Source organism: Acinetobacter sp. BEC1-S18-ESBL-01 (genome assembly GCF_014169935.1).
In the GTDB taxonomy this organism is placed as follows: Bacteria; Pseudomonadota; Gammaproteobacteria; order Pseudomonadales; family Moraxellaceae; genus Acinetobacter; species Acinetobacter pittii.
The window spans coordinates 2196851-2214236 of the sequence record NZ_AP022302.1 but is presented as its reverse complement, the minus strand read 5'-3'; the positions used below and the strand labels follow the sequence as shown (position 1 = coordinate 2214236).

The window sequence follows — 17386 nt, the reverse complement described above, 5'->3', positions numbered from 1 at the left end:
GCGACAATGTTTAATCAAAGTGCGCCAAATTTTTAAAATATTATTTCCTCGAAATAAGAGCAGATACACAAAGTTAAATTAAAGCTTCTGGTCGTCTTTTGCTTAACCATAGTAATGAGCATGCTGCAATTACTAGCCACGGGATTAAAGCAATATTCATTGCTTCCCAGCCAAATAAATCGAGTAAAGCACCTGCGCTAAAAGAACAAATTAAGCCGACAACAAAAACCGTCATGTCGTTAATGGCTTGCGCCTTGGCTTTTTCAGCCGCTGTATACGTTCCGGTAAGCAAAGACGTGCTACCAATAAATAAAAAGTTCCATCCCACACCTAATAAAATTAAAGAAATAGCAAAAGAGGCGAACTGAATACCCGATAGAGCAAATCCAATGTAGCAGGCAAATAATAAAAGACCTGCAAACATGATTTTAAGCACCCCAAAGCGAGCAATTAAATTTCCAGTAAAGAATGATGGTAGAAACATACCAAGCACATGTAGTTGAATGACTGTCGTAATCGATCCAAGTTCATGGTGTGAATGTCGCATGGCAATTGGTGTGGCAGTCATACCTAAAATCATGATGCCGTAGCCTGTGACTGCACCAAACAGAGCAACTAAATAGGTAGGCTGAAAGACAATCTGTTGCCATGGACGACCAGCAGTAAAGTCAGACTTTTGCTCAACTGTATTGGCAATGTGTAGGCTAGATAAAATCCCCATCGCAACAAATGAGATAATACTAATAATTAAAAATGAACCGATATATTCTAAATGCTGGAATAAAGGCCCACCAAAGCGCGCCAAAGTTGGACCAATCAGTGCAGCAACAATTCCACCTGCCATAACCCAAGAAATAGCGCGTGAGCGGAACGCATCATTTGCAACTTCACTGGCAGCAAAACGATAAAACTGGGCAAAGGATTGGTAGGCTCCGACACATAACGTGCCTAAGGCTAAAAGGATAAGTGAACTATAAAAGATACCAATTGCGGCAATAATGCCACCAAGTACACCTAAAAAAGCGCCGAATAGAAAACCGTTACGCCGTCCTACGCGTGCCATCAACATTGAGGCAGGGAACATCATCAAGGCCGTACCCAAAAACATAGATGCGATGGGTAGCGTTGCAAGTGTTGGGGTATTTGCAATATTGGCACCAGCCAGACCACCAATGGTCATGACCATGACAGAAACGGTTTGGAAAAGGGATTGGGAACTCGCCAAAATTAATACTTGGCGGTGCATAGTATTTTGAAGCATAAAGAGCCTTTAATTATATTCAGCAATGGCTGAGGCTAGGTGTCCGGTTTTTACATAAAGACAAGCGCCAGACAAACCCGCTTGAAAATGGGCAGGTGTTTTTGGAGGTAGGCGTATCCATGTTCCAGCGTCAAAAACCATTTCTTTATCAACCAACTGACCTTGGGTAATCAAAATTTCGATTCCACCCTCAGCTTCTTCAATAAAAAGTTGCTGCGGCTTGAGTTTTTCTAAATAAGTGTGTTCATAACTTGCATCAACCAATGTGCAAATTAAATGCGAACCTATTTCTTGCCATTGTGTTGGGTCATTGGTATTGATTCGTAAGGTTTGAGTTTCTGACGTAGGAATTTGCATAAGTTTGACAAAAATCAATGCACCTTCTTCGCTCGACGGTTGATGTACCGACTGATGGGGACTCCGTAAATACCATCCAGCGGGATAGTGTTGATTTTGATTTTCAGTAAATACGCCTGAAAGTACGAGGATTTCTTCACCATGAGGATGTCGATGTTCAGGGAAGGTTGTATGGGGCGCATATTTCACCAAACTGGTCGCACGAGCTATTTCATCGCCAATACGATCAAGCATGACCCGATCAACTTCCCCATGGGGAGATTTCACCCAATGATAGTCTTCAGGTTTGACAATCACAGCCTGTGAAAAATCGGCATGGATCAACATGAATACTTTCCTCGTAAACTAAATTCTCTTTATTCAATAACAAAATAAATAGAATGAATTAGCAAGTAAAATTAATGCTCTGCTAAATTTTCTACTGCCTCTAATACGCGTGCAGAATAGGTGAGTGCTGCACCTGCATTTAAAGAAATAGCGACAGAAAGAGCTTCGGCAATTTGTTCTTTGGTTGCACCTGCTTCAATTGCCTTTTTGCTATGTATAGAAATGCAACCATCACAACGTGTGGTCACTGCAACGGCAAGTGCAATAAGCTCATGGGTTTTTGCATCAAGCTGACCAATTTTACTCGTTCCTGCTTCCATTGCACTTAAACCACGCATGGTGTCTGGTGCTAGTTTTGCAAATTTTGCGACGTATTGAAGCAACGAGTCTCGATAACTATTCCAGTTCTGCATATTAAATACTCCAAATAAATGGGATTGATCACTAACTGCAAATTAGTGACCAGCCATCACACCACCATCTACAGGAAGAATAGTTCCTGTAATCCATGAGGCATTAGATGATGCAAGGAATAAAATCGCTTCGGCAATGTCAGCCGGTTGACCGTTGCGGCCTAAAGGATGGAACGAGTTAAAAGTCGGTAAGGCCTCTTTAACCTGATCTTCGCTCATAAACGTGTTGTAAACAGGTGTTTCCACTACACCTGGTGCAACGGTATTAATGCGGATATTTGATTCAGCCAATTCAATGGCTAAGTTATGAGTGAGTGCATGTACCCCTGCATTTGCTGCTGAGTAAGCAGAAGACGGGGTTGCTTTTACAGCTTGTAATGCCCAAAGCGAACCAGTTTGTACAATTGCGCCGCCTCCACGTTGTTGCATGGCTTTAGCAGCCGCTTGCGCCATAAAAAACTTGCCTTTCAAAATGGTATCTAAAAACCAGTCATATTCTGTTTCAGTAATATCAAGGAAAGATTTTGGGTTAAATACACCTGCATTATTGATAAGAATATCAACACCACCAAATGTTTCAGAAGCTACTTTTACTAAGTTTTTTGCAGTTTTAGGGTCGGCTATATCACCAGCAAAGTAGCGAACTTTTTCACCTGTCGGATCTATTTCATGGACAGCTTTTTGCAATTTATTTTCATCGCGACCACCAATTACAACATTGGCACCTTCTTGAACCAAGCGAATTGCGACTTCTTTACCAATACCAGAACCGCCACCAGTAACGATAGCAACTTTTAAAGAAAATCTACTCATGTGTATATCCTTAAGATTAAAAAAAATAAATTGATTGATTCGTGAAAGTGAGGTTTTGCAATCAATATGGGTTTATTTTAGAAATAGTATTTTTTAATCACAAATGAGATAATCTACTTATCCAATAAAGAAAATCTTTAGCGTTATGAATTCACCAGTTTATTTGAATGCACTTCGTGCTTTTGAAGCCAGCGCACGCCACAAAAGTTTTTCTGCTGCGGCAAAAGAGTTGAATGTGACTCCGGCCGCAGTGGGGCAATTGGTACGTACACTTGAAGATTGGTTAGGCTTTCCGTTGTTTCATCGGCAAACTAACGGTAAAAATCGACTGGTCGCTACTGAACTGGCTGAATCGGTTTTACCGGATATTCGGGCGGGTTTTGATAAGCTCACTTTGGCTTTGGAGAAATTAAAACAAGATTCTCTATCAGGTGTGCTTAATATTGCGGTCAGTCCAGCATTTGCCGAAAAATGGCTATTACCAAGAATTGATCATTTTCAAAAACAATATCCAGATATTGATATTCGTTTAGACATTAACCTTAAAGCCGTAGATTTTTTAGAGCAAAAAGTTGATGTAGGGGTCAGATATGGTCAAGGACAATGGCAAGGGCTAGAAGCAGTTAAACTTATGGAGGAAGAGGTTTATCCCGTATGTTCACCCGCATTCTTAAATGAACATTCATCGCTCTTAACCCCAAATGATCTGAAAAATATCACTTTAATTCATGATCTTTCTATGGAAAAACATCAACAATTTCCAGGATGGCAATCTTGGCTAAAAAGTGTAGGTTTGAATGACATCAATATTAGCCGTGGTATGCAAATCAACAGTTCATCTGCAGTTTTACAAGCTGCAATGGAAGGACATGGGGTGGCATTAGCACGTAGTGTCATGGTGCAAAAAGACATACAGACTGGACGATTGGTGCGTTTATTTCCTCAAATTCACTTCTCATCGCCCTTTTCTTATTATTTGGTATGCCGACCAGAATATACAAACCTGCCTAAAGTCAAAATCTGTTTGGAATGGTTTTTTGAAGAAATTCATCGAATATAAAATTAATCATTAACCTGAGGTTAATAACGACTCATCTAGGTTGATTGATCGAAAGTCCATAAAGCGTTTTTATAGATTCATAACAAAACTGCGATCTATATAGGTAAGCACATGGAAGGCTCAGTTCAGAATAAAGAACGATTATGGACAAAGCGGCGTCATGCCAAACAATTAAAACTAGAGATGGCAAACCAATATACCGACGGTGTGGTGATTCCAACTCAGGACATTATTAAAGTTTTAGAAACGCTGATTACACCAGGTGACAGAGTTGTACTCGAAGGGAATAACCAAAAGCAGGCAGATTTCCTTTCGCGTTCTTTGGCACAAACCAATCCAGAAGTTTTGCATGATTTGCATATGATCATGCCAAGCGTAGGGCGTTCAGAACATCTTGATCTGTTTGAAAAAGGCATTGCACGTAAGCTCGATTTTTCTTTTGCTGGCCCACAAAGTTTGCGTATTAGTCAGTTAATTGAAGATGGTTTACTAGAGATTGGTGCGATTCATACTTATATCGAACTCTATTCACGCCTTGTAGTCGATCTTATTCCAAATGTGGTGCTTTCTGCCGGTTTTATGGCAGACCGTCAAGGCAATATCTACACAGGCCCAAGTACCGAAGACTCTCCAGCACTCATTGAACCTGCTGCTTTTAGTGACGGTATTGTGATTGTTCAGGTCAATGAACTGGTCGATGACGTAACAGAGTTACCACGTGTCGATATTCCTGCTTCTTGGGTTGATTATGTGGTGGTCGCAGATCAGCCATTTTATATCGAACCATTATTTACTCGAGACCCAAAACATATCAAACCTGTGCATGTACTCATGGCCATGATGGCAATTCGCGGAATTTATGAAAAGCATAATGTGCAATCATTAAACCATGGTATTGGTTTTAACACTGCGGCAATTGAACTGATTTTACCGACCTATGGTGAATCTTTAGGTTTAAAAGGAAAAATTTGCCGAAATTGGACACTAAATCCGCATCCAACCTTAATTCCAGCGATTGAAACAGGTTGGGTTGAAAGCGTGCATTGTTTTGGTACCGAACTCGGTATGGAAAAATATGTTGCAGCTCGTCCCGACGTGTTCTTTACAGGTCGTGATGGTGCGCTACGTTCCAACCGCATGATGTGTCAGCTCGCAGGTCAGTACGCCGTTGATCTATTTATCGGCGCAACTTTGCAAGTTGATGGAATGGGACATTCTTCGACTGTCACCAAAGGTCGTTTAGCTGGTTTCGGTGGTGCACCAAACATGGGGCATGATCCACGCGGACGTCGTCACGATACACCTGCATGGTTAGATATGCGTTTGCAAGGTGCCAATGAAACCGAAACTTATTTGGCACGTGGTAAAAAGTTAGTTGTACAAATGGTGGAAACCTTCCAAGAAGGAGGCAAACCAACTTTTGTGGATCGCCTTGATGCGATTGATGTGGCTAAAACGGCTGGTTTGCCTTTAGCACCGATCATGATTTATGGCGATGATGTTACCCATTTACTCACCGAAGAAGGCATTGCTTATCTATATAAAGCAAGCAGCCAAGAAGAACGTCAAGCCATGATTGCTGCGGTGGCAGGTGTGACCAGTATTGGTTTAACTCAAGACCCGAAAACGACAGCGCGCTTGAGAAGTGAAGGCTTGGTGGTATTTCCTGAAGATTTAGGTATTCGTCGCACCGATGCAACACGTGAACTTTTAGCTGCAAAAAATATTGCCGACTTGGTGACATGGTCAGATGGCTTATATCAACCACCTGCAAAATTTAGGAGTTGGTAATGATGGCACAAATTCAATATCAAACGCTCAGCGATATTCAGCTTTTGGCAGATATGGCAGTCGAAGCGTTAATTGATGAAGTTAATCTGACACCGAAACCAGCTTTGGTAGATCGCCGTGGCAGTGGTGCACACAATGATCTGACTTTGGAGCTAATGGAGCGCTCTGCGAAAAGTTTAGGGCCTATGTTTGATGCAATGGCTCAAGCTGCAAAGCATCATGGAAAAGTCTGTTTAGCTTTACGTGAAGACATTGGAGAAATTGGCCGCCAAGGTGAAAAGACCATGATGTTGGCGACAGATGGTGTCAACACACACCGCGGTGCAATTTGGGCCTTGGGTTTAATGGCTACGGCAGCAGCATTGGCGCGCACCAATCAACAATATTTATCGGCTGTTGAACTATGCCAGTTAGCAGGGCAGATTGCTCAGCTTGAAGATCGTTTTATTCCAGAGCAGACCTTGAGTCATGGTCAGCAAGTCCAAAAGAAATTAGGCATCTTAGGTGCCAAAGAACAGGCTCAACAAGGTTTTCCAACTATTGTGAATTTTGGTTTAAAGCAACTTCATCAAAGTCGTAGTAAACCAATGAAAGAAGAGTTCGCTCGTTTAGATGCCTTACTTGCGATGATGACTGATCTAACTGATACCTGTGTGCTTTATCGATCTGGAACATCTGGTTTAAAGCGTATGCAACAAGGTGCTCAGCAAGTACTGGATTTGGGCGGCAGCTCAAGCTTGGAAGGTCGACGTGCTTTGCATCTTTTAGAGATTGATCTGCTTCGAATGAAAGCTTCCGCAGGTGGTGCCGCAGATTTGTTGGCAGCAACATTGTTTATAGATCGTGCTGAACAGTCATCTGGAAAAAATAAAAAGGGATTTTGATTATGGAAACACTTCATTTTGAATTTGTGGCCACAGAGCCACCTGTAAAAAAAGCACTAGTAGGATGTGTTGGCTCGGGTGATTTAGAAATTTTGATGGAACCTGGTGAAACAGGAAAAGCTTCTATTCACGTGGTGACTTCGGTAGATGGCAGTGCAGCACGTTGGCACAATCTTTTTGAACGAATTTTTACTGCGCAAATACCGCCAGCGGTCAATATTGATATTCATGACTTTGGTGCAACTCCCGGTGTCGTTCGTTTACGTCTAGAACAAGCATTGGAGGAGATTGCTCATGACTGATATTCAAAGTTTGTTAAATAAACAAGATTTTATTGAACTCAGCGCAAGAGAACGCGCCAAAGCATTCTTAGATGCTGGTTCTTATAAAGAATTACTCGACCCATTTTCACGTGTTATATCGCCTTGGCTCGTTAAGCAAAATATTGTCCCGCAAGCCGATGATGGTGTAGTGATTGCAAAAGGATCTATTCAAGAACGCCCAGTGGTTCTAATTTCTATTGAAGGCTTATTTCAAGGCGGAAGTTTAGGCGAGGTGGGCGGTGCCAAAATTGCGGGTGCCTTAGAGCTTGCACTTGAAGACAATCTGAAAGGTATTCAAACAGCGGCAATTTTACTGTTGGAAACGGGCGGCGTTCGCTTACAAGAAGCAAATCTGGGTTTGGCTGCAATTGCTGAAATTCAGGCTGCAATTGTGAACTTACGTCAGTATCAACCCGTCATTGCTGTAGTTGCAGGCAGTGTAGGGTGCTTCGGCGGTATGTCAATTGCGGCTGGTCTATGTAGCTATATTGTAATGACACAAGAAGGACGTTTAGGCTTAAACGGCCCGCAAGTAATTGAACAAGAAGCTGGTGTACAAGAATATAACGCTAAAGATCGTCCATTTATATGGAGTATTACTGGTGGTAATCAGCGCTTCGCTAGTGGTTTGGCAGATGCTTATGTTGACGATGATCGCCAGAAAATTCGTCAGCAAGTCATCGATTATTTAACTCAAGGCGTGCCTCAGCAACACCGTAGTTCAAACTACTCATTCTATTTAGCGAAGCTACAACAAGTCGATATTGCTGAGCAGATTACCCCAGCACAGGTTCAAGCTTTGTATCAAGGAGAGCAAGCATGAATATCGCCGTTGATACATTAAAAGCATCTACTCGTGGTGCACATTGGTTTAAAGCATTTACACAGGACTTTAAGACAGTTGAAGGTTTTCCAGCTTCTGTTTGGGTAGCTGATGGTCAGATTGACCAGCAAGCGGTACGTGTAATTGCCGTTGTGCAAGACAGCAATAATCTGTTCCCTCGGGCAAAACAAGGGGAAGTTGGACTCTTAGAAGGCTGGAGTTTAGCAAAAGCAGTCGATGAGGTGATTCAAGCTGATATTCATTCGGAAACTAAACGCGCTATTTTATGTTTGGTTGATGTTCCAAGTCAGGCCTATGGGCGCCGCGAAGAATTATTAGGTATTCATCAAGCTTTAGCGGGTGCAGTAGATAGCTATGGTAGAGCCAGATTGGCAGGTCATCCTATTGTGAGTTTATTGGTTGGTAAGTCGATGTCTGGTGCTTTCCTGGCGCATGGATACCAAGCCAATCGTATTATTGCCTTAAAAGATTCAGGTGTTATGGTGCATGCGATGGGTAAGGAATCTGCTGCACGCGTTACCTTGCGATCGGTTGATGAGTTAGAGCAATTAGCATCAAGCATTCCGCCAATGGCTTATGACATTGAAAGTTATGCCACGCTTGGTTTGTTATCTGAACTGTTATCTGTCGAAAACCCTGAACAACCGACAAACGATGATCTTTTGTTAGCGAAGCAGGTAGTTGCTCGAGCATTTAAAGAAATTAATGCTGATCAATCGAGAGGACTGGAACAAAGACTTCACGGCCAAAACCGTCAAATGTCTAAAAAGGTCCGTGAATTATTGCGTGAGCAATGGTCATGAAACTTAAGCTAGAAGCCCATGATTTACTGTGGGGCATGACGGCTAATTGCTTGGCCGATGATGCTCCACTTTGGGTGAAAGAGGTCTTGCAACGAGGCGATCCTGTTGTAGTTCGACGGGCAATTACTCCTGTAGATCAGGTGGCTGTGGGTGTAAGAGGGCAATTTCGTCATCAACGATATGCAGCTCAAATGCCAAGAATTGCTATTAACAGACAACTTAAACCTGAAGCACTGATTCATGTAGATAAGCAGCAGTTTGAACACTTGGCAGAGCGTTTACAGAGTATTTCCAGCATTATGAAAAACTTTTCAGGATGTTGGGGATATACAGGAAGTTTTGGGTTTGAACTGGCAACGGGCATTAAAACAGTAACTCAGCAAAGTGACATAGATTTGTTGATTCGAGCTGAACAGCCTTTTACCAAAAAGCAGGCGATTGAGCTACTCGAAAATTTTCAGCAAGTAGGGCTCAATGTGGATATACAGCTTCAACTTCCACAAGGTGGGTTGGCGTTAAAAGAATGGGCTGGGAACAGTGGAAAAGTTCTATTGAAACGTCCGGACGGTGCTGTTTTAGTAGAAAACCCATGGAATTAGGGAATATATATCATGGCTTCAATTTGGGTATATCCGGGGCAAGGTGTGCAACGAAGCAATATGCTGCACGACTTACCTCAAATCGCTCTGGTTAAAGAATACCTTGAGCGTGCATCGGATGCACTCAAAGAAGATGTCTTGATGCTTGATAGTTCGGCTGCATTGCAATCGACACGTGCAGTACAGCTTTGTTTACTTATTTCAGGTGTTGTGAGTTCAGCTTTATTAACAGCGGAAAACTTAACACCTGATTATGTAGCGGGTCTATCAATTGGCGCATGGTCGGCTGCGGTTGTAGCAGGAGTTTTAGCCCTTGAGGATGCCGTTCGTTTGGTTGCCTATCGAGGTGAACTCATGCAAAACGCTTATCCAACAGGCTATGGTATGACGGCCCTAATTGGTACAGACCGTGCAACTGTTGAAACATGGGTCAAACAGATTTATGAAATAACGCCAGAGGTGTTTGTCGCAAATATTAATGCACATAACCAGATCGTTATTTCAGGAAGCTTTGAAGCCATGAACCAAGTTGCTATTTTGGCAAGGCAACAAGGCGTGGTGGCAAAAAAATTAGATGTATCGGTGCCATCGCACTGTGAATTATTAAGTCAGCAAGCAAAGCAACTTGCAACGTCTATGGAGGGAGTGACTTTAAAGCAGCCTAAAATACGTTATTTAAGTGGTACAACGGCTCGTACGCTTAGCAGGCCAGAACAGATTGGTGATGATTTGGCTTTTAATATGAGTCGAACCGTAGATTGGGAAAGTACCATCCAAGCTGCATGGGAGAGAGGTGTGAGATTGCAGATAGAAGCTTTACCGGGAACGGTGCTTACTACACTTGCACGTCGAATATTTAAAGAAGGAACTGTATTGTCATTTCAGGGAACACGTCTAGACAGCATTCAGATGGCAATGCGCCATCAAAATGCCGATAGTGGTTCTTAGCCACAATACAGATTAAAAATTGAGTAATAACCCAAGGATATGAGGGATTTACAATGATTATATATGGAACAGCAATATTAGCAATCTGCCATTTATTAGGCGACTATCTTGGTAACACCTTAGGCATGCTATTAGGTGTTAAAGCGAATGTCGGTGGCGTTGCTATTTCAATGATTCTCTTAATTTTGTCTAAAGAATTGTTGGCAAAAAAAGGTTACTTACCTCAAGTCACACAATTTGGTGTTTTATATTGGTCTGGTATGTATATTCCGATCGTTGTTGCGATGTCGGCAGGTCAAAATGTCGTTGCAGCATTATCGGGTGGCATGTTAGGGCTGATTGTCTCTATTGCATCGTTAATTGGCACCGTTTTAGTCATCCGTTATTTAAATAGAATTAGTGGTGACTATGAAACTTATGAATGGACAATAGAAACCAAAGAAAAAATAGCCTAAGCAAACATAAACTACAAAAAGTTCAATCAAAAAGGATTTAAATGATGGACGCTATAATTGCTGTGTTATCAAAAAATGCATTAGTTACTGCTCTTGCAGTAACGGGTTTAATGATGTTCATTTCCCATCTACTCTCAAAATATTTGACGAAAGGAAAACTACAAAGTTCTGCAATTGCGATTACTTTAGGTTTGGTTGTTGCTTACTTTGCAGGAGTTTATACGCAAGGAACCAAAGGTGTTTCGGACATCGCTATTTTTTCTGGCTTTGCGCTGTTGGGCGGAGCCATGATTCGTGATTTAGCTATCGCTTCAACTGCATTTGAAGTTGATGTTAAAGAAGTGAAGAAAGCAGGCAAAATTGGTCTAATTGCATTAATGCTTGGTTGTGTTGTGCCTTTTGCAATTGGGGTTTTGGTTGCATGGAGCATGGGCTATCGAGATCCAATTTCGATGACAACGATTGGTGCAGGCGCAATGACTTATATTGTCGGTCCAATTACAGGAACCGCAATTGGCGCAAGCTCTGATGTAATCGCACTTTCTATTGCAATTGGGTTAATCAAGTCAGTTTTTTTTATGGTTGGTACGCCGCTGCTTGCGAAATTTATGTATCTAAAAAGTCCACGCTCTGCCATGGTATTTGGCGGTTTAGCAGGAACAACCAGTGGCACTGCAGCAGGCCTAGCTGGCACTGATGTTCGATTGGTACCTTATGGAGCATTGGTTGCAACCTTCTATACAGGACTTGGCTGTTTACTTGGACCTTCTTTATTTTTCCTAACGGTTAATGCAATTTTTGGATAAATTTTTGAAAATCGCACAACGGCAACTCATTATTCTTTAATAAGTTGCCGATATTTATCTTTTAAAATTAGTGGCGAACATTCGACATTCAGCAATCAGAGCAAGTAAGTTAGGGTCTCTTTCCTTACTTTTCAAAAAGACCAGTCCAATTTCTTGTTGCATGTGATATTGCTGTTTTAGCGGAATAAGTTTTACTGAACTTTCATAAACAGCAGAAATACGACCGGGTAGTAGAGCAAAACCGACGCCTGAACTGACCATACTAATTAAGGTGAAAATATCATTCACCTGTAAAGCAACTTTTGGTGAAAAACCAGCTTTTTTAAAAATGATGTCGCTGTCGTTATGAGTTGCAAACCCCTTAGTTAAAGTTAAAAAAGTTTCTTCTTTTAAAAGGCTTAAATCAATATCTTTAAAATCGGCATATTTTGAATTTTTATTGACGGCCAAAAAAATGTCGTCTGAAAACATCGGCAAAATTTCAAAGTCATCATCTTGAGTAGTTTCATTTAAAGCCACGATAATGGCATCCAGCTCAGTTGCTTTAAGCTTTTTCACCAAATCCTGATTCGAACTCAGCAAAAGTTGAATATCAAGCTCACTGCGTCTGAGTTTAAGGCCGCTAATCACATTTGGAATCGTGTTTACTGTCAAAGAATAAAGAGAACCTAAATGTAAAACCTTGGCTGCAAAGCCTGCGGCTTCTCTGGTTTTATTTACGGTAATAAAAATGTCTTGTACGATTTTCTGTGCCCGTTCTTCAAAGACATAAGCACTTTTTAAAGGAATGAGATTACGGCCTTCATTTTTAAAAAGAGGGCAACGTAAAGCGCTTTCTAAGGAGTGCAGTGCTTTGTGAACACTGACATTACTTAGCTGCATTTCTGTGGCTGTTTTAGACAAATTTCCACAGCGCATAAAAGCTAAAAAAATCTGTATTTTTTTAAGGGTGAGTTCTTCATCAATTTCCATATTAAGCCTTTGAACCTGTTTCCCTTAAAACTATAGATTTGAGCTATAAAGTTACCACAAAATAAAGTCTATAAAATTGTGCTTAGGTCGAAGCATTTCTTTAGATACTTGCTTCAACTCTTTGTTGAATGGTTTTGATAACCTGATCTAATGCACTTTGAATTTTAGTGTTCCATTCAAAAGAACAGTTAATTCTCAAATAATGCTGCTGTGCGGGTAAAACACTAAACAGAGGACTTGGGGCAACGCCAATGTCTTGCTGAATCAACGCTTCATAAACTTGCATACTGTCTAGCGTACTAGGAAGTTTGACCCATAGAAAATAGCCACTTGGGTAGTAATACACTTCGCAAGAGCTAGGTAAATATTGCTTTAAATAGTGATAAAACTGCTTTTTATAACGCTCAAGTGAAAGTCTAAGTGTACGCAAGTGCTTTTCATAATGATGATGAGATAAAAACTCAACTAATGCATTTTGAATAAGTGCATTTACTGAAATGGTACTCATGAGTTGCAAGTGTTGAATATGATCTGAAAATTTACCCGCATAAACCCAACCGACCCGAAAACCTGCACCTAATGTTTTAGAAAAAGACGAGCAGTGCAGTACCAGATTTTGTTGGTCAAAATACTTCATTGAAAGTGGTTTTTGCCCACCGTAATAAAGCTCTTCATAGACATCATCTTCAATTAAATAGATTTGATGTTCGTGAAGCAACTTAGCAATTTTATATTTAATGTCATCACTGACTGTAAAACCAATCGGGTTGTGGGCATTCAGCATCAGCCAACACACCTTGATTGGATATGTTTGAATAACTTGTTCGAAAGCCTCTAGGTCAAAACCATGTTGTGGATGCTCGGGAATCGTAATCACTTTAAGTCCTAAACGCTCAGCGGCTTGCCACGCCCCATAAAACACAGTTTGCTGTAATAAAATATAATCGCCAGGTTGAGCGACAGCTTGTAGAGAAAGGTTCAGTGCATCTAAACCTCCAGATGTAATTACAATGTCATCTGGATCGGTCTGTATACCTTGCATACAGTAGCGCTGAGCAATCAGTTTTCTTAAGGCTAAATTACCTGGAGGCAAGCTTGTGGTCTGGTCATAACTTTGTCTTTGGCGCGCAAGTTGCCCCATAATTTGAATAAGTTTGGGGGCTGTTAAAAGCTGACTGTCTGGAAAAGCTGAACCAAAAGGTACGACGGACTCGTGTTGGATTGACTTAAGATATTTAAAAACTAATGAATTAATTTCAATTTTAGAGTTTAGTGAAACAACTGAATATTGCTCGAGTGGCTTTAGCGCAATTTGCTCGGCAACGAAGTAGCCAGATTTTTCTTTTGAATAGATCAGACCTTGTGATTCAAGTTCCTGATAAGCATTCATTACGGTCATTAAGCTAAAACCAGAGCGTTGTACCTGATCTCTTAAGGAAGGTAATTTTTCATGCGCATTTAAAGTGCCGCTTTCAATGAGTTGGCGAATGCTATGAGCGAGTTGTTCTGATTTATACATGTATGAGCTGCACGAAATAACAAAATGAAAGATGCACTTAATTAATAATAAATGCCGCTTGCAGAATCTACAAACGGCATTTGTTTAGAACAATAGATTTACTTTAAGTAAGGGGCAGCATAAATCAATATCACTTTAAACAATCCCGCAATCACACCTAAAGCTAAAAAGCCAGCGAGCCATAGCAAGATAAACCATTGGGTTTGAGTGAGTTTATCGGACAACTTTTTCATAAAACCCCCGTACACTTAGTGATAGCCTTCGTCACCTACACGCACTTTGTCTCTAAATACCCAATAAGAAACAATGGTGTAAGCAATAATGATTGGAATCAAAATAAGTGCACCGACCAGAGCAAACATCTGGCTTGAATGAGGCGCTGCAGCCTGCCAAATGGTGACTGATGGCGGAATAATATATGGCCATAAACTAATCACAAAACCAGTAAATGCAAGGAAAACAAGAGCCAATGTATATGCAAATGGTTTGAGATCATGATCCTGCTTTTTACATGCCGATAAAATCAGGCCAACAAATAACAAGACCAAAATTGGTACAGGACTAAAATAGAACAGGTTTGGTAACGAGAACCAGCGATCTGCAATTTCAGGATGAGTCAATGGCGTATATAAACTCACACCACCAAAAATAATGAGCAATACAATAATCAGCTTTGGCATAAGCTCATACATACGTTGCTGCAAACCTTTTTCGGTTTTTAAAATCAGCCATCCACAGCCTAAAGTGGCATACATGGCAACTACGCCAATACCTGTGAAGATGGTAAACGGAGAAAGCCAATCAAAAGACCCACCAGCAAAAATACCATTTTCGGTTTTGATTCCTTGAATATAAGCACCCAAAATAATCCCTTGCAGGAAGCTCGTTAAAACTGAACCCCAAATAAAAGCCAAGTCCCAAAGGTTCTTGGTTCGATGAGCTTTAAAACGGAATTCAAAAGCAACTCCACGGAAAATCAGGGCAATGACCATGAAAATGATAGGCAGGTAGAGTGCTGATAAAACTGTTGAATAAACCAGCGGGAAGGCTGCATACAGACCAGCACCACCGAGAACCATCCAGGTTTCGTTACCATCCCAGACAGGAGCGACGGTATTCATCATGACGTCACGTTCTTGGCTGTTCTTAATGAACGGGAACATAATCCCGATTCCTAAGTCAAAACCATCCATGACCACGTAAATTAAAACACCTAAACCAATAATACCGACCCATATTAAAGAAAGATCAATCATGATGTTTCTCCCCAGATTTTTGATTATCGTCAATGTTTTCATCGACAGCACTGAGTGGACGCATTGGTGTTTTAAAGTGTCCAACGCCACCAGTTTCAATATTTGGTGTATCGATAAATACAGGGCCTTTATTAATGAGTTTTAAGGTGTAGTAAATACCGCTACCAAAAACGATGGTATAGACCACCACAAAAATAAAGAGACTTAGACCCACCTGATCTGCCGACACGGTATGTGAAAGCCCGTCTTTAGTGCGCATAATGCCGTATACAACCCACGGTTGACGGCCTACTTCGGTAGTAATCCACCCAGCCAGCATTGCCACATAACCTGCAGGCCCCATCACTACAGCAAATTTATGAAACCATGATGTTTCATAGAGTTTTCCTCTTTTACGTAACCAAAGAGCAATGAGTGATAAGGTGACCATGAGTACACCAAGACCCACCATGACACGGAAGCTCCAGAAAACAATCGTTGAATTTGGACGATCTTCAGGTGCGAAATCTTTTAAGCCTGTCACTTGGCCATCTAAGCTATGCGTTAAAATTAAACTACCCAAATAAGGAACACCCACTTCGAAGTGGTTACGTTCTTCTTTCATATCTGGAATTGCAAATAGCAATAATGGCATCGGCTCATTGTGATTGGTTTCCCAGTGACCTTCCATTGCCGCAAGTTTGGCTGGTTGATGTTCACGGGTGTTTAAACCATGGTTATCGCCAATCACCACTTGCAAACAAGAAGTCACAAGCACCATCCAGAGACCCATCGAGAACGATTTTTTCACCAATTCATCACGACGGCCTTTTACTAAATGCCATGCAGATGTTCCGACGACCAATAATGATGAAACTAAGAAGGCTGCTGCACCCATGTGGGCAAAGCGGTAAGGGAAGGATGGATTAAAGACAATTGCAAACCAGTCTTTTGGCACAATAATGCCATTTTCGATAGCAAAGCCTTGAGGGGTCTGCATCCAGCTATTAGAAGATAAAATCCAGAACATGGAAATACATGTTCCGATCGCAACCATAAGTGTTGCGAAGAAATGGGCTCGAGGACCAACACGTCCCCAACCAAATAACATAATGCCTAAGAAACCTGCTTCTAAGAAGAAGGCACTCAAGACTTCATAGGTAAGTAAAGGACCAGTAATACTTCCGGCGACACGTGAAAATTCACTCCAGTTCGTACCGAACTGGTAACTCATAACCACGCCCGAGACCACACCCATACCGAAGGCAACGGCAAAGATCTTAATCCAGTATTTAAAGAGATCTTTATAAATCGGGTTTTTGGTTCTTAACCATTTCCACTCTAAGACTGCTAAAAAGCAGGCAAGACCGATGGAAGTGGCCGGAAAAATAATATGGAAGGATACTGTAAAAGCAAATTGTATTCGCGCTAATTCTAGAGCGGTTAGACCGAGGCTCATAAACTTTCCCCCTGTGAACTAGCTGATGATGATTGAATGAGTTAAATACTTATTTTCAGGCAACAAAGTATTTTGGCGATTAAACTTACTTCTGTGATAGATCTTCTTAGCAAGTAAAATGCCAACAGGGTTAAGCAATATAATTGCTTGATATTTCAATAGAATAGATTGATTGATTGTTCTCAATCTGTTAACAAAGTTTATGCTTGATGTTGCATTTGTAAAAATGCATGTTGCATTGAAACATTGATGAAATATCTGGCGATATGCAATAGATCGTCTCATGAAAACTACCTACCTTAAGAAGTTTCCTTAATCATGCACTTACTAATTTTGTATATGTAGATACAGAAATTTTTTATAAAACTATAACAGTCTGGAGCACTCATGAGGTGTGCTATAGTTTTTTTTCAAATATCTGTAGCTATGTATCCATTCTTCAAAAGTCCAAAATAAATGAACAAGATTTACGAATGGCCAAAATCACTCTCCAAAATACAGCGAATGCGACTTTGGG

General features: G+C 41.0%; 19 protein-coding genes. 10 read left to right on the top strand and 9 right to left on the bottom strand.

The features are described from left to right. Nucleotides 1–73: 73 nt before the first annotated feature. From H7R46_RS10410 to H7R46_RS10395, 4 genes are all read right to left on the bottom strand, one after another. Nucleotides 74–1261, bottom strand: coding sequence for an MFS transporter (locus H7R46_RS10410; RefSeq protein ID WP_005069807.1), 1188 nt, complete (start codon nt 1259–1261; stop codon nt 74–76). A 9-nt stretch (nt 1262–1270) separates the two neighbouring features. Next, entirely contained in the window at nt 1271–1945 is a 675-nt protein-coding gene (locus H7R46_RS10405; protein WP_005069805.1) for a cupin domain-containing protein, read from the bottom strand. A gap of 71 nt (nt 1946–2016) precedes the next feature. Further along, nucleotides 2017–2358: a carboxymuconolactone decarboxylase family protein gene (locus tag H7R46_RS10400; RefSeq protein WP_005069801.1), complete on the bottom strand. Its 342-nt coding sequence runs from the start codon at nt 2356–2358 to the stop codon at nt 2017–2019. Nucleotides 2359–2400: 42 nt separating this feature from the next. Next, nucleotides 2401–3171: an SDR family NAD(P)-dependent oxidoreductase gene (locus tag H7R46_RS10395; protein WP_005069798.1), complete on the bottom strand. Its 771-nt coding sequence runs from the start codon at nt 3169–3171 to the stop codon at nt 2401–2403. Nucleotides 3172–3316: 145 nt separating this feature from the next. Here H7R46_RS10395 and gcvA point away from each other — a divergent pair, with 145 nt between their 5' ends. From gcvA to madM, 10 genes are all read left to right on the top strand, one after another. Continuing rightward, a complete protein-coding gene (gcvA, locus tag H7R46_RS10390; RefSeq protein ID WP_032012663.1) occupies nt 3317–4231 on the top strand; it encodes a transcriptional regulator GcvA in 915 nt (304 codons plus the stop codon). A 111-nt stretch (nt 4232–4342) separates the two neighbouring features. Beyond that, nucleotides 4343–6022 (top strand): malonate decarboxylase subunit alpha, encoded by a 1680-nt coding sequence (gene mdcA, locus H7R46_RS10385; protein ID WP_005069795.1) that lies wholly within the window; start codon nt 4343–4345, stop codon nt 6020–6022. Then, nucleotides 6022–6906 carry a triphosphoribosyl-dephospho-CoA synthase gene (locus tag H7R46_RS10380; RefSeq protein ID WP_005069793.1) on the top strand — a complete coding sequence of 295 codons (885 nt, stop codon included), beginning with the start codon at nt 6022–6024 and terminating at the stop codon, nt 6904–6906. The genes mdcA and H7R46_RS10380 overlap by 1 nt, the downstream gene beginning before the upstream one ends. Nucleotides 6907–6908: 2 nt before the next feature. Beyond that, the gene (locus tag H7R46_RS10375; protein WP_000448955.1) at nt 6909–7208 is read left to right on the top strand and encodes a malonate decarboxylase subunit delta; all 300 of its coding nucleotides are present in this window, start codon (nt 6909–6911) and stop codon (nt 7206–7208) included. After that, nucleotides 7201–8052 carry a biotin-independent malonate decarboxylase subunit beta gene (locus tag H7R46_RS10370; protein ID WP_005069791.1) on the top strand — a complete coding sequence of 284 codons (852 nt, stop codon included), beginning with the start codon at nt 7201–7203 and terminating at the stop codon, nt 8050–8052. Before H7R46_RS10375 ends, H7R46_RS10370 begins: the two co-directional genes overlap by 8 nt. Further along, on the top strand, nt 8049–8876 hold the full coding sequence (gene mdcE, locus H7R46_RS10365; protein WP_086260817.1) for a biotin-independent malonate decarboxylase subunit gamma: 828 nt from the start codon (nt 8049–8051) through the stop codon (nt 8874–8876). The genes H7R46_RS10370 and mdcE overlap by 4 nt, the downstream gene beginning before the upstream one ends. Continuing rightward, the gene (locus tag H7R46_RS10360; protein WP_068791427.1) at nt 8867–9475 is read left to right on the top strand and encodes a malonate decarboxylase holo-ACP synthase; all 609 of its coding nucleotides are present in this window, start codon (nt 8867–8869) and stop codon (nt 9473–9475) included. Before mdcE ends, H7R46_RS10360 begins: the two co-directional genes overlap by 10 nt. A 12-nt stretch (nt 9476–9487) precedes the next feature. After that, the gene (gene mdcH, locus H7R46_RS10355; RefSeq protein WP_005069784.1) at nt 9488–10423 is read left to right on the top strand and encodes a malonate decarboxylase subunit epsilon; all 936 of its coding nucleotides are present in this window, start codon (nt 9488–9490) and stop codon (nt 10421–10423) included. 53 nt (nt 10424–10476) lie between these two features. Next, nucleotides 10477–10878, top strand: a complete 402-nt coding sequence (gene madL, locus H7R46_RS10350) for a malonate transporter subunit MadL (protein WP_005069782.1) — start codon at nt 10477–10479, stop codon at nt 10876–10878. 44 nt (nt 10879–10922) lie between these two features. Further along, nucleotides 10923–11684, top strand: coding sequence for a malonate transporter subunit MadM (gene madM / locus H7R46_RS10345; protein WP_031945303.1), 762 nt, complete (start codon nt 10923–10925; stop codon nt 11682–11684). 54 nt (nt 11685–11738) lie between these two features. Here the strand turns inward: madM and H7R46_RS10340 are convergent, their stop codons facing one another. From H7R46_RS10340 to H7R46_RS10320, 5 genes are all read right to left on the bottom strand, one after another. After that, complete coding sequence (locus H7R46_RS10340) at nt 11739–12656, bottom strand: LysR family transcriptional regulator (RefSeq protein WP_005069777.1); 918 nt, start codon at nt 12654–12656, stop codon at nt 11739–11741. 100 nt (nt 12657–12756) lie between these two features. Continuing rightward, nucleotides 12757–14175 (bottom strand): PLP-dependent aminotransferase family protein, encoded by a 1419-nt coding sequence (locus tag H7R46_RS10335; RefSeq protein WP_005069776.1) that lies wholly within the window; start codon nt 14173–14175, stop codon nt 12757–12759. A gap of 98 nt (nt 14176–14273) precedes the next feature. Next, a complete protein-coding gene (locus H7R46_RS10330; RefSeq protein WP_031945302.1) occupies nt 14274–14408 on the bottom strand; it encodes a DUF2474 family protein in 135 nt (44 codons plus the stop codon). A 15-nt stretch (nt 14409–14423) separates the two neighbouring features. Beyond that, nucleotides 14424–15431 (bottom strand): cytochrome d ubiquinol oxidase subunit II, encoded by a 1008-nt coding sequence (gene cydB, locus H7R46_RS10325; RefSeq protein WP_005069775.1) that lies wholly within the window; start codon nt 15429–15431, stop codon nt 14424–14426. Then, a complete protein-coding gene (locus H7R46_RS10320; protein WP_005069773.1) occupies nt 15424–16869 on the bottom strand; it encodes a cytochrome ubiquinol oxidase subunit I in 1446 nt (481 codons plus the stop codon). Before H7R46_RS10320 ends, cydB begins: the two co-directional genes overlap by 8 nt. Nucleotides 16870–17386: the final 517 nt, after the last annotated feature.

Bases quoted from the DNA above. Each gene is read 5' to 3' on its own strand.
- mdcH (WP_005069784.1), top strand. From the start codon at position 9,488: ATGGCTTCAATTTGGGTATATCCGGGGCAAGGTGTGCAACGAAGCAAT.
- gcvA (WP_032012663.1), top strand. From the start codon at position 3,317: ATGAATTCACCAGTTTATTTGAATGCACTTCGTGCTTTTGAAGCCAGC.
- H7R46_RS10340 (WP_005069777.1), bottom strand. From the start codon at position 12,656: ATGGAAATTGATGAAGAACTCACCCTTAAAAAAATACAGATTTTTTTA.
- madL (WP_005069782.1), top strand. From the start codon at position 10,477: ATGATTATATATGGAACAGCAATATTAGCAATCTGCCATTTATTAGGC.
- H7R46_RS10395 (WP_005069798.1), bottom strand. From the start codon at position 3,171: ATGAGTAGATTTTCTTTAAAAGTTGCTATCGTTACTGGTGGCGGTTCT.
- H7R46_RS10330 (WP_031945302.1), bottom strand. From the start codon at position 14,408: ATGAAAAAGTTGTCCGATAAACTCACTCAAACCCAATGGTTTATCTTG.
- H7R46_RS10320 (WP_005069773.1), bottom strand. From the start codon at position 16,869: ATGAGCCTCGGTCTAACCGCTCTAGAATTAGCGCGAATACAATTTGCT.
- H7R46_RS10400 (WP_005069801.1), bottom strand. From the start codon at position 2,358: ATGCAGAACTGGAATAGTTATCGAGACTCGTTGCTTCAATACGTCGCA.
- H7R46_RS10410 (WP_005069807.1), bottom strand. From the start codon at position 1,261: ATGCTTCAAAATACTATGCACCGCCAAGTATTAATTTTGGCGAGTTCC.
- mdcA (WP_005069795.1), top strand. From the start codon at position 4,343: ATGGAAGGCTCAGTTCAGAATAAAGAACGATTATGGACAAAGCGGCGT.
- mdcE (WP_086260817.1), top strand. From the start codon at position 8,049: ATGAATATCGCCGTTGATACATTAAAAGCATCTACTCGTGGTGCACAT.
- cydB (WP_005069775.1), bottom strand. From the start codon at position 15,431: ATGATTGATCTTTCTTTAATATGGGTCGGTATTATTGGTTTAGGTGTT.
- H7R46_RS10360 (WP_068791427.1), top strand. From the start codon at position 8,867: ATGGTCATGAAACTTAAGCTAGAAGCCCATGATTTACTGTGGGGCATG.
- H7R46_RS10370 (WP_005069791.1), top strand. From the start codon at position 7,201: ATGACTGATATTCAAAGTTTGTTAAATAAACAAGATTTTATTGAACTC.
- H7R46_RS10375 (WP_000448955.1), top strand. From the start codon at position 6,909: ATGGAAACACTTCATTTTGAATTTGTGGCCACAGAGCCACCTGTAAAA.
- H7R46_RS10380 (WP_005069793.1), top strand. From the start codon at position 6,022: ATGATGGCACAAATTCAATATCAAACGCTCAGCGATATTCAGCTTTTG.
- H7R46_RS10405 (WP_005069805.1), bottom strand. From the start codon at position 1,945: ATGTTGATCCATGCCGATTTTTCACAGGCTGTGATTGTCAAACCTGAA.
- H7R46_RS10335 (WP_005069776.1), bottom strand. From the start codon at position 14,175: ATGTATAAATCAGAACAACTCGCTCATAGCATTCGCCAACTCATTGAA.
- madM (WP_031945303.1), top strand. From the start codon at position 10,923: ATGGACGCTATAATTGCTGTGTTATCAAAAAATGCATTAGTTACTGCT.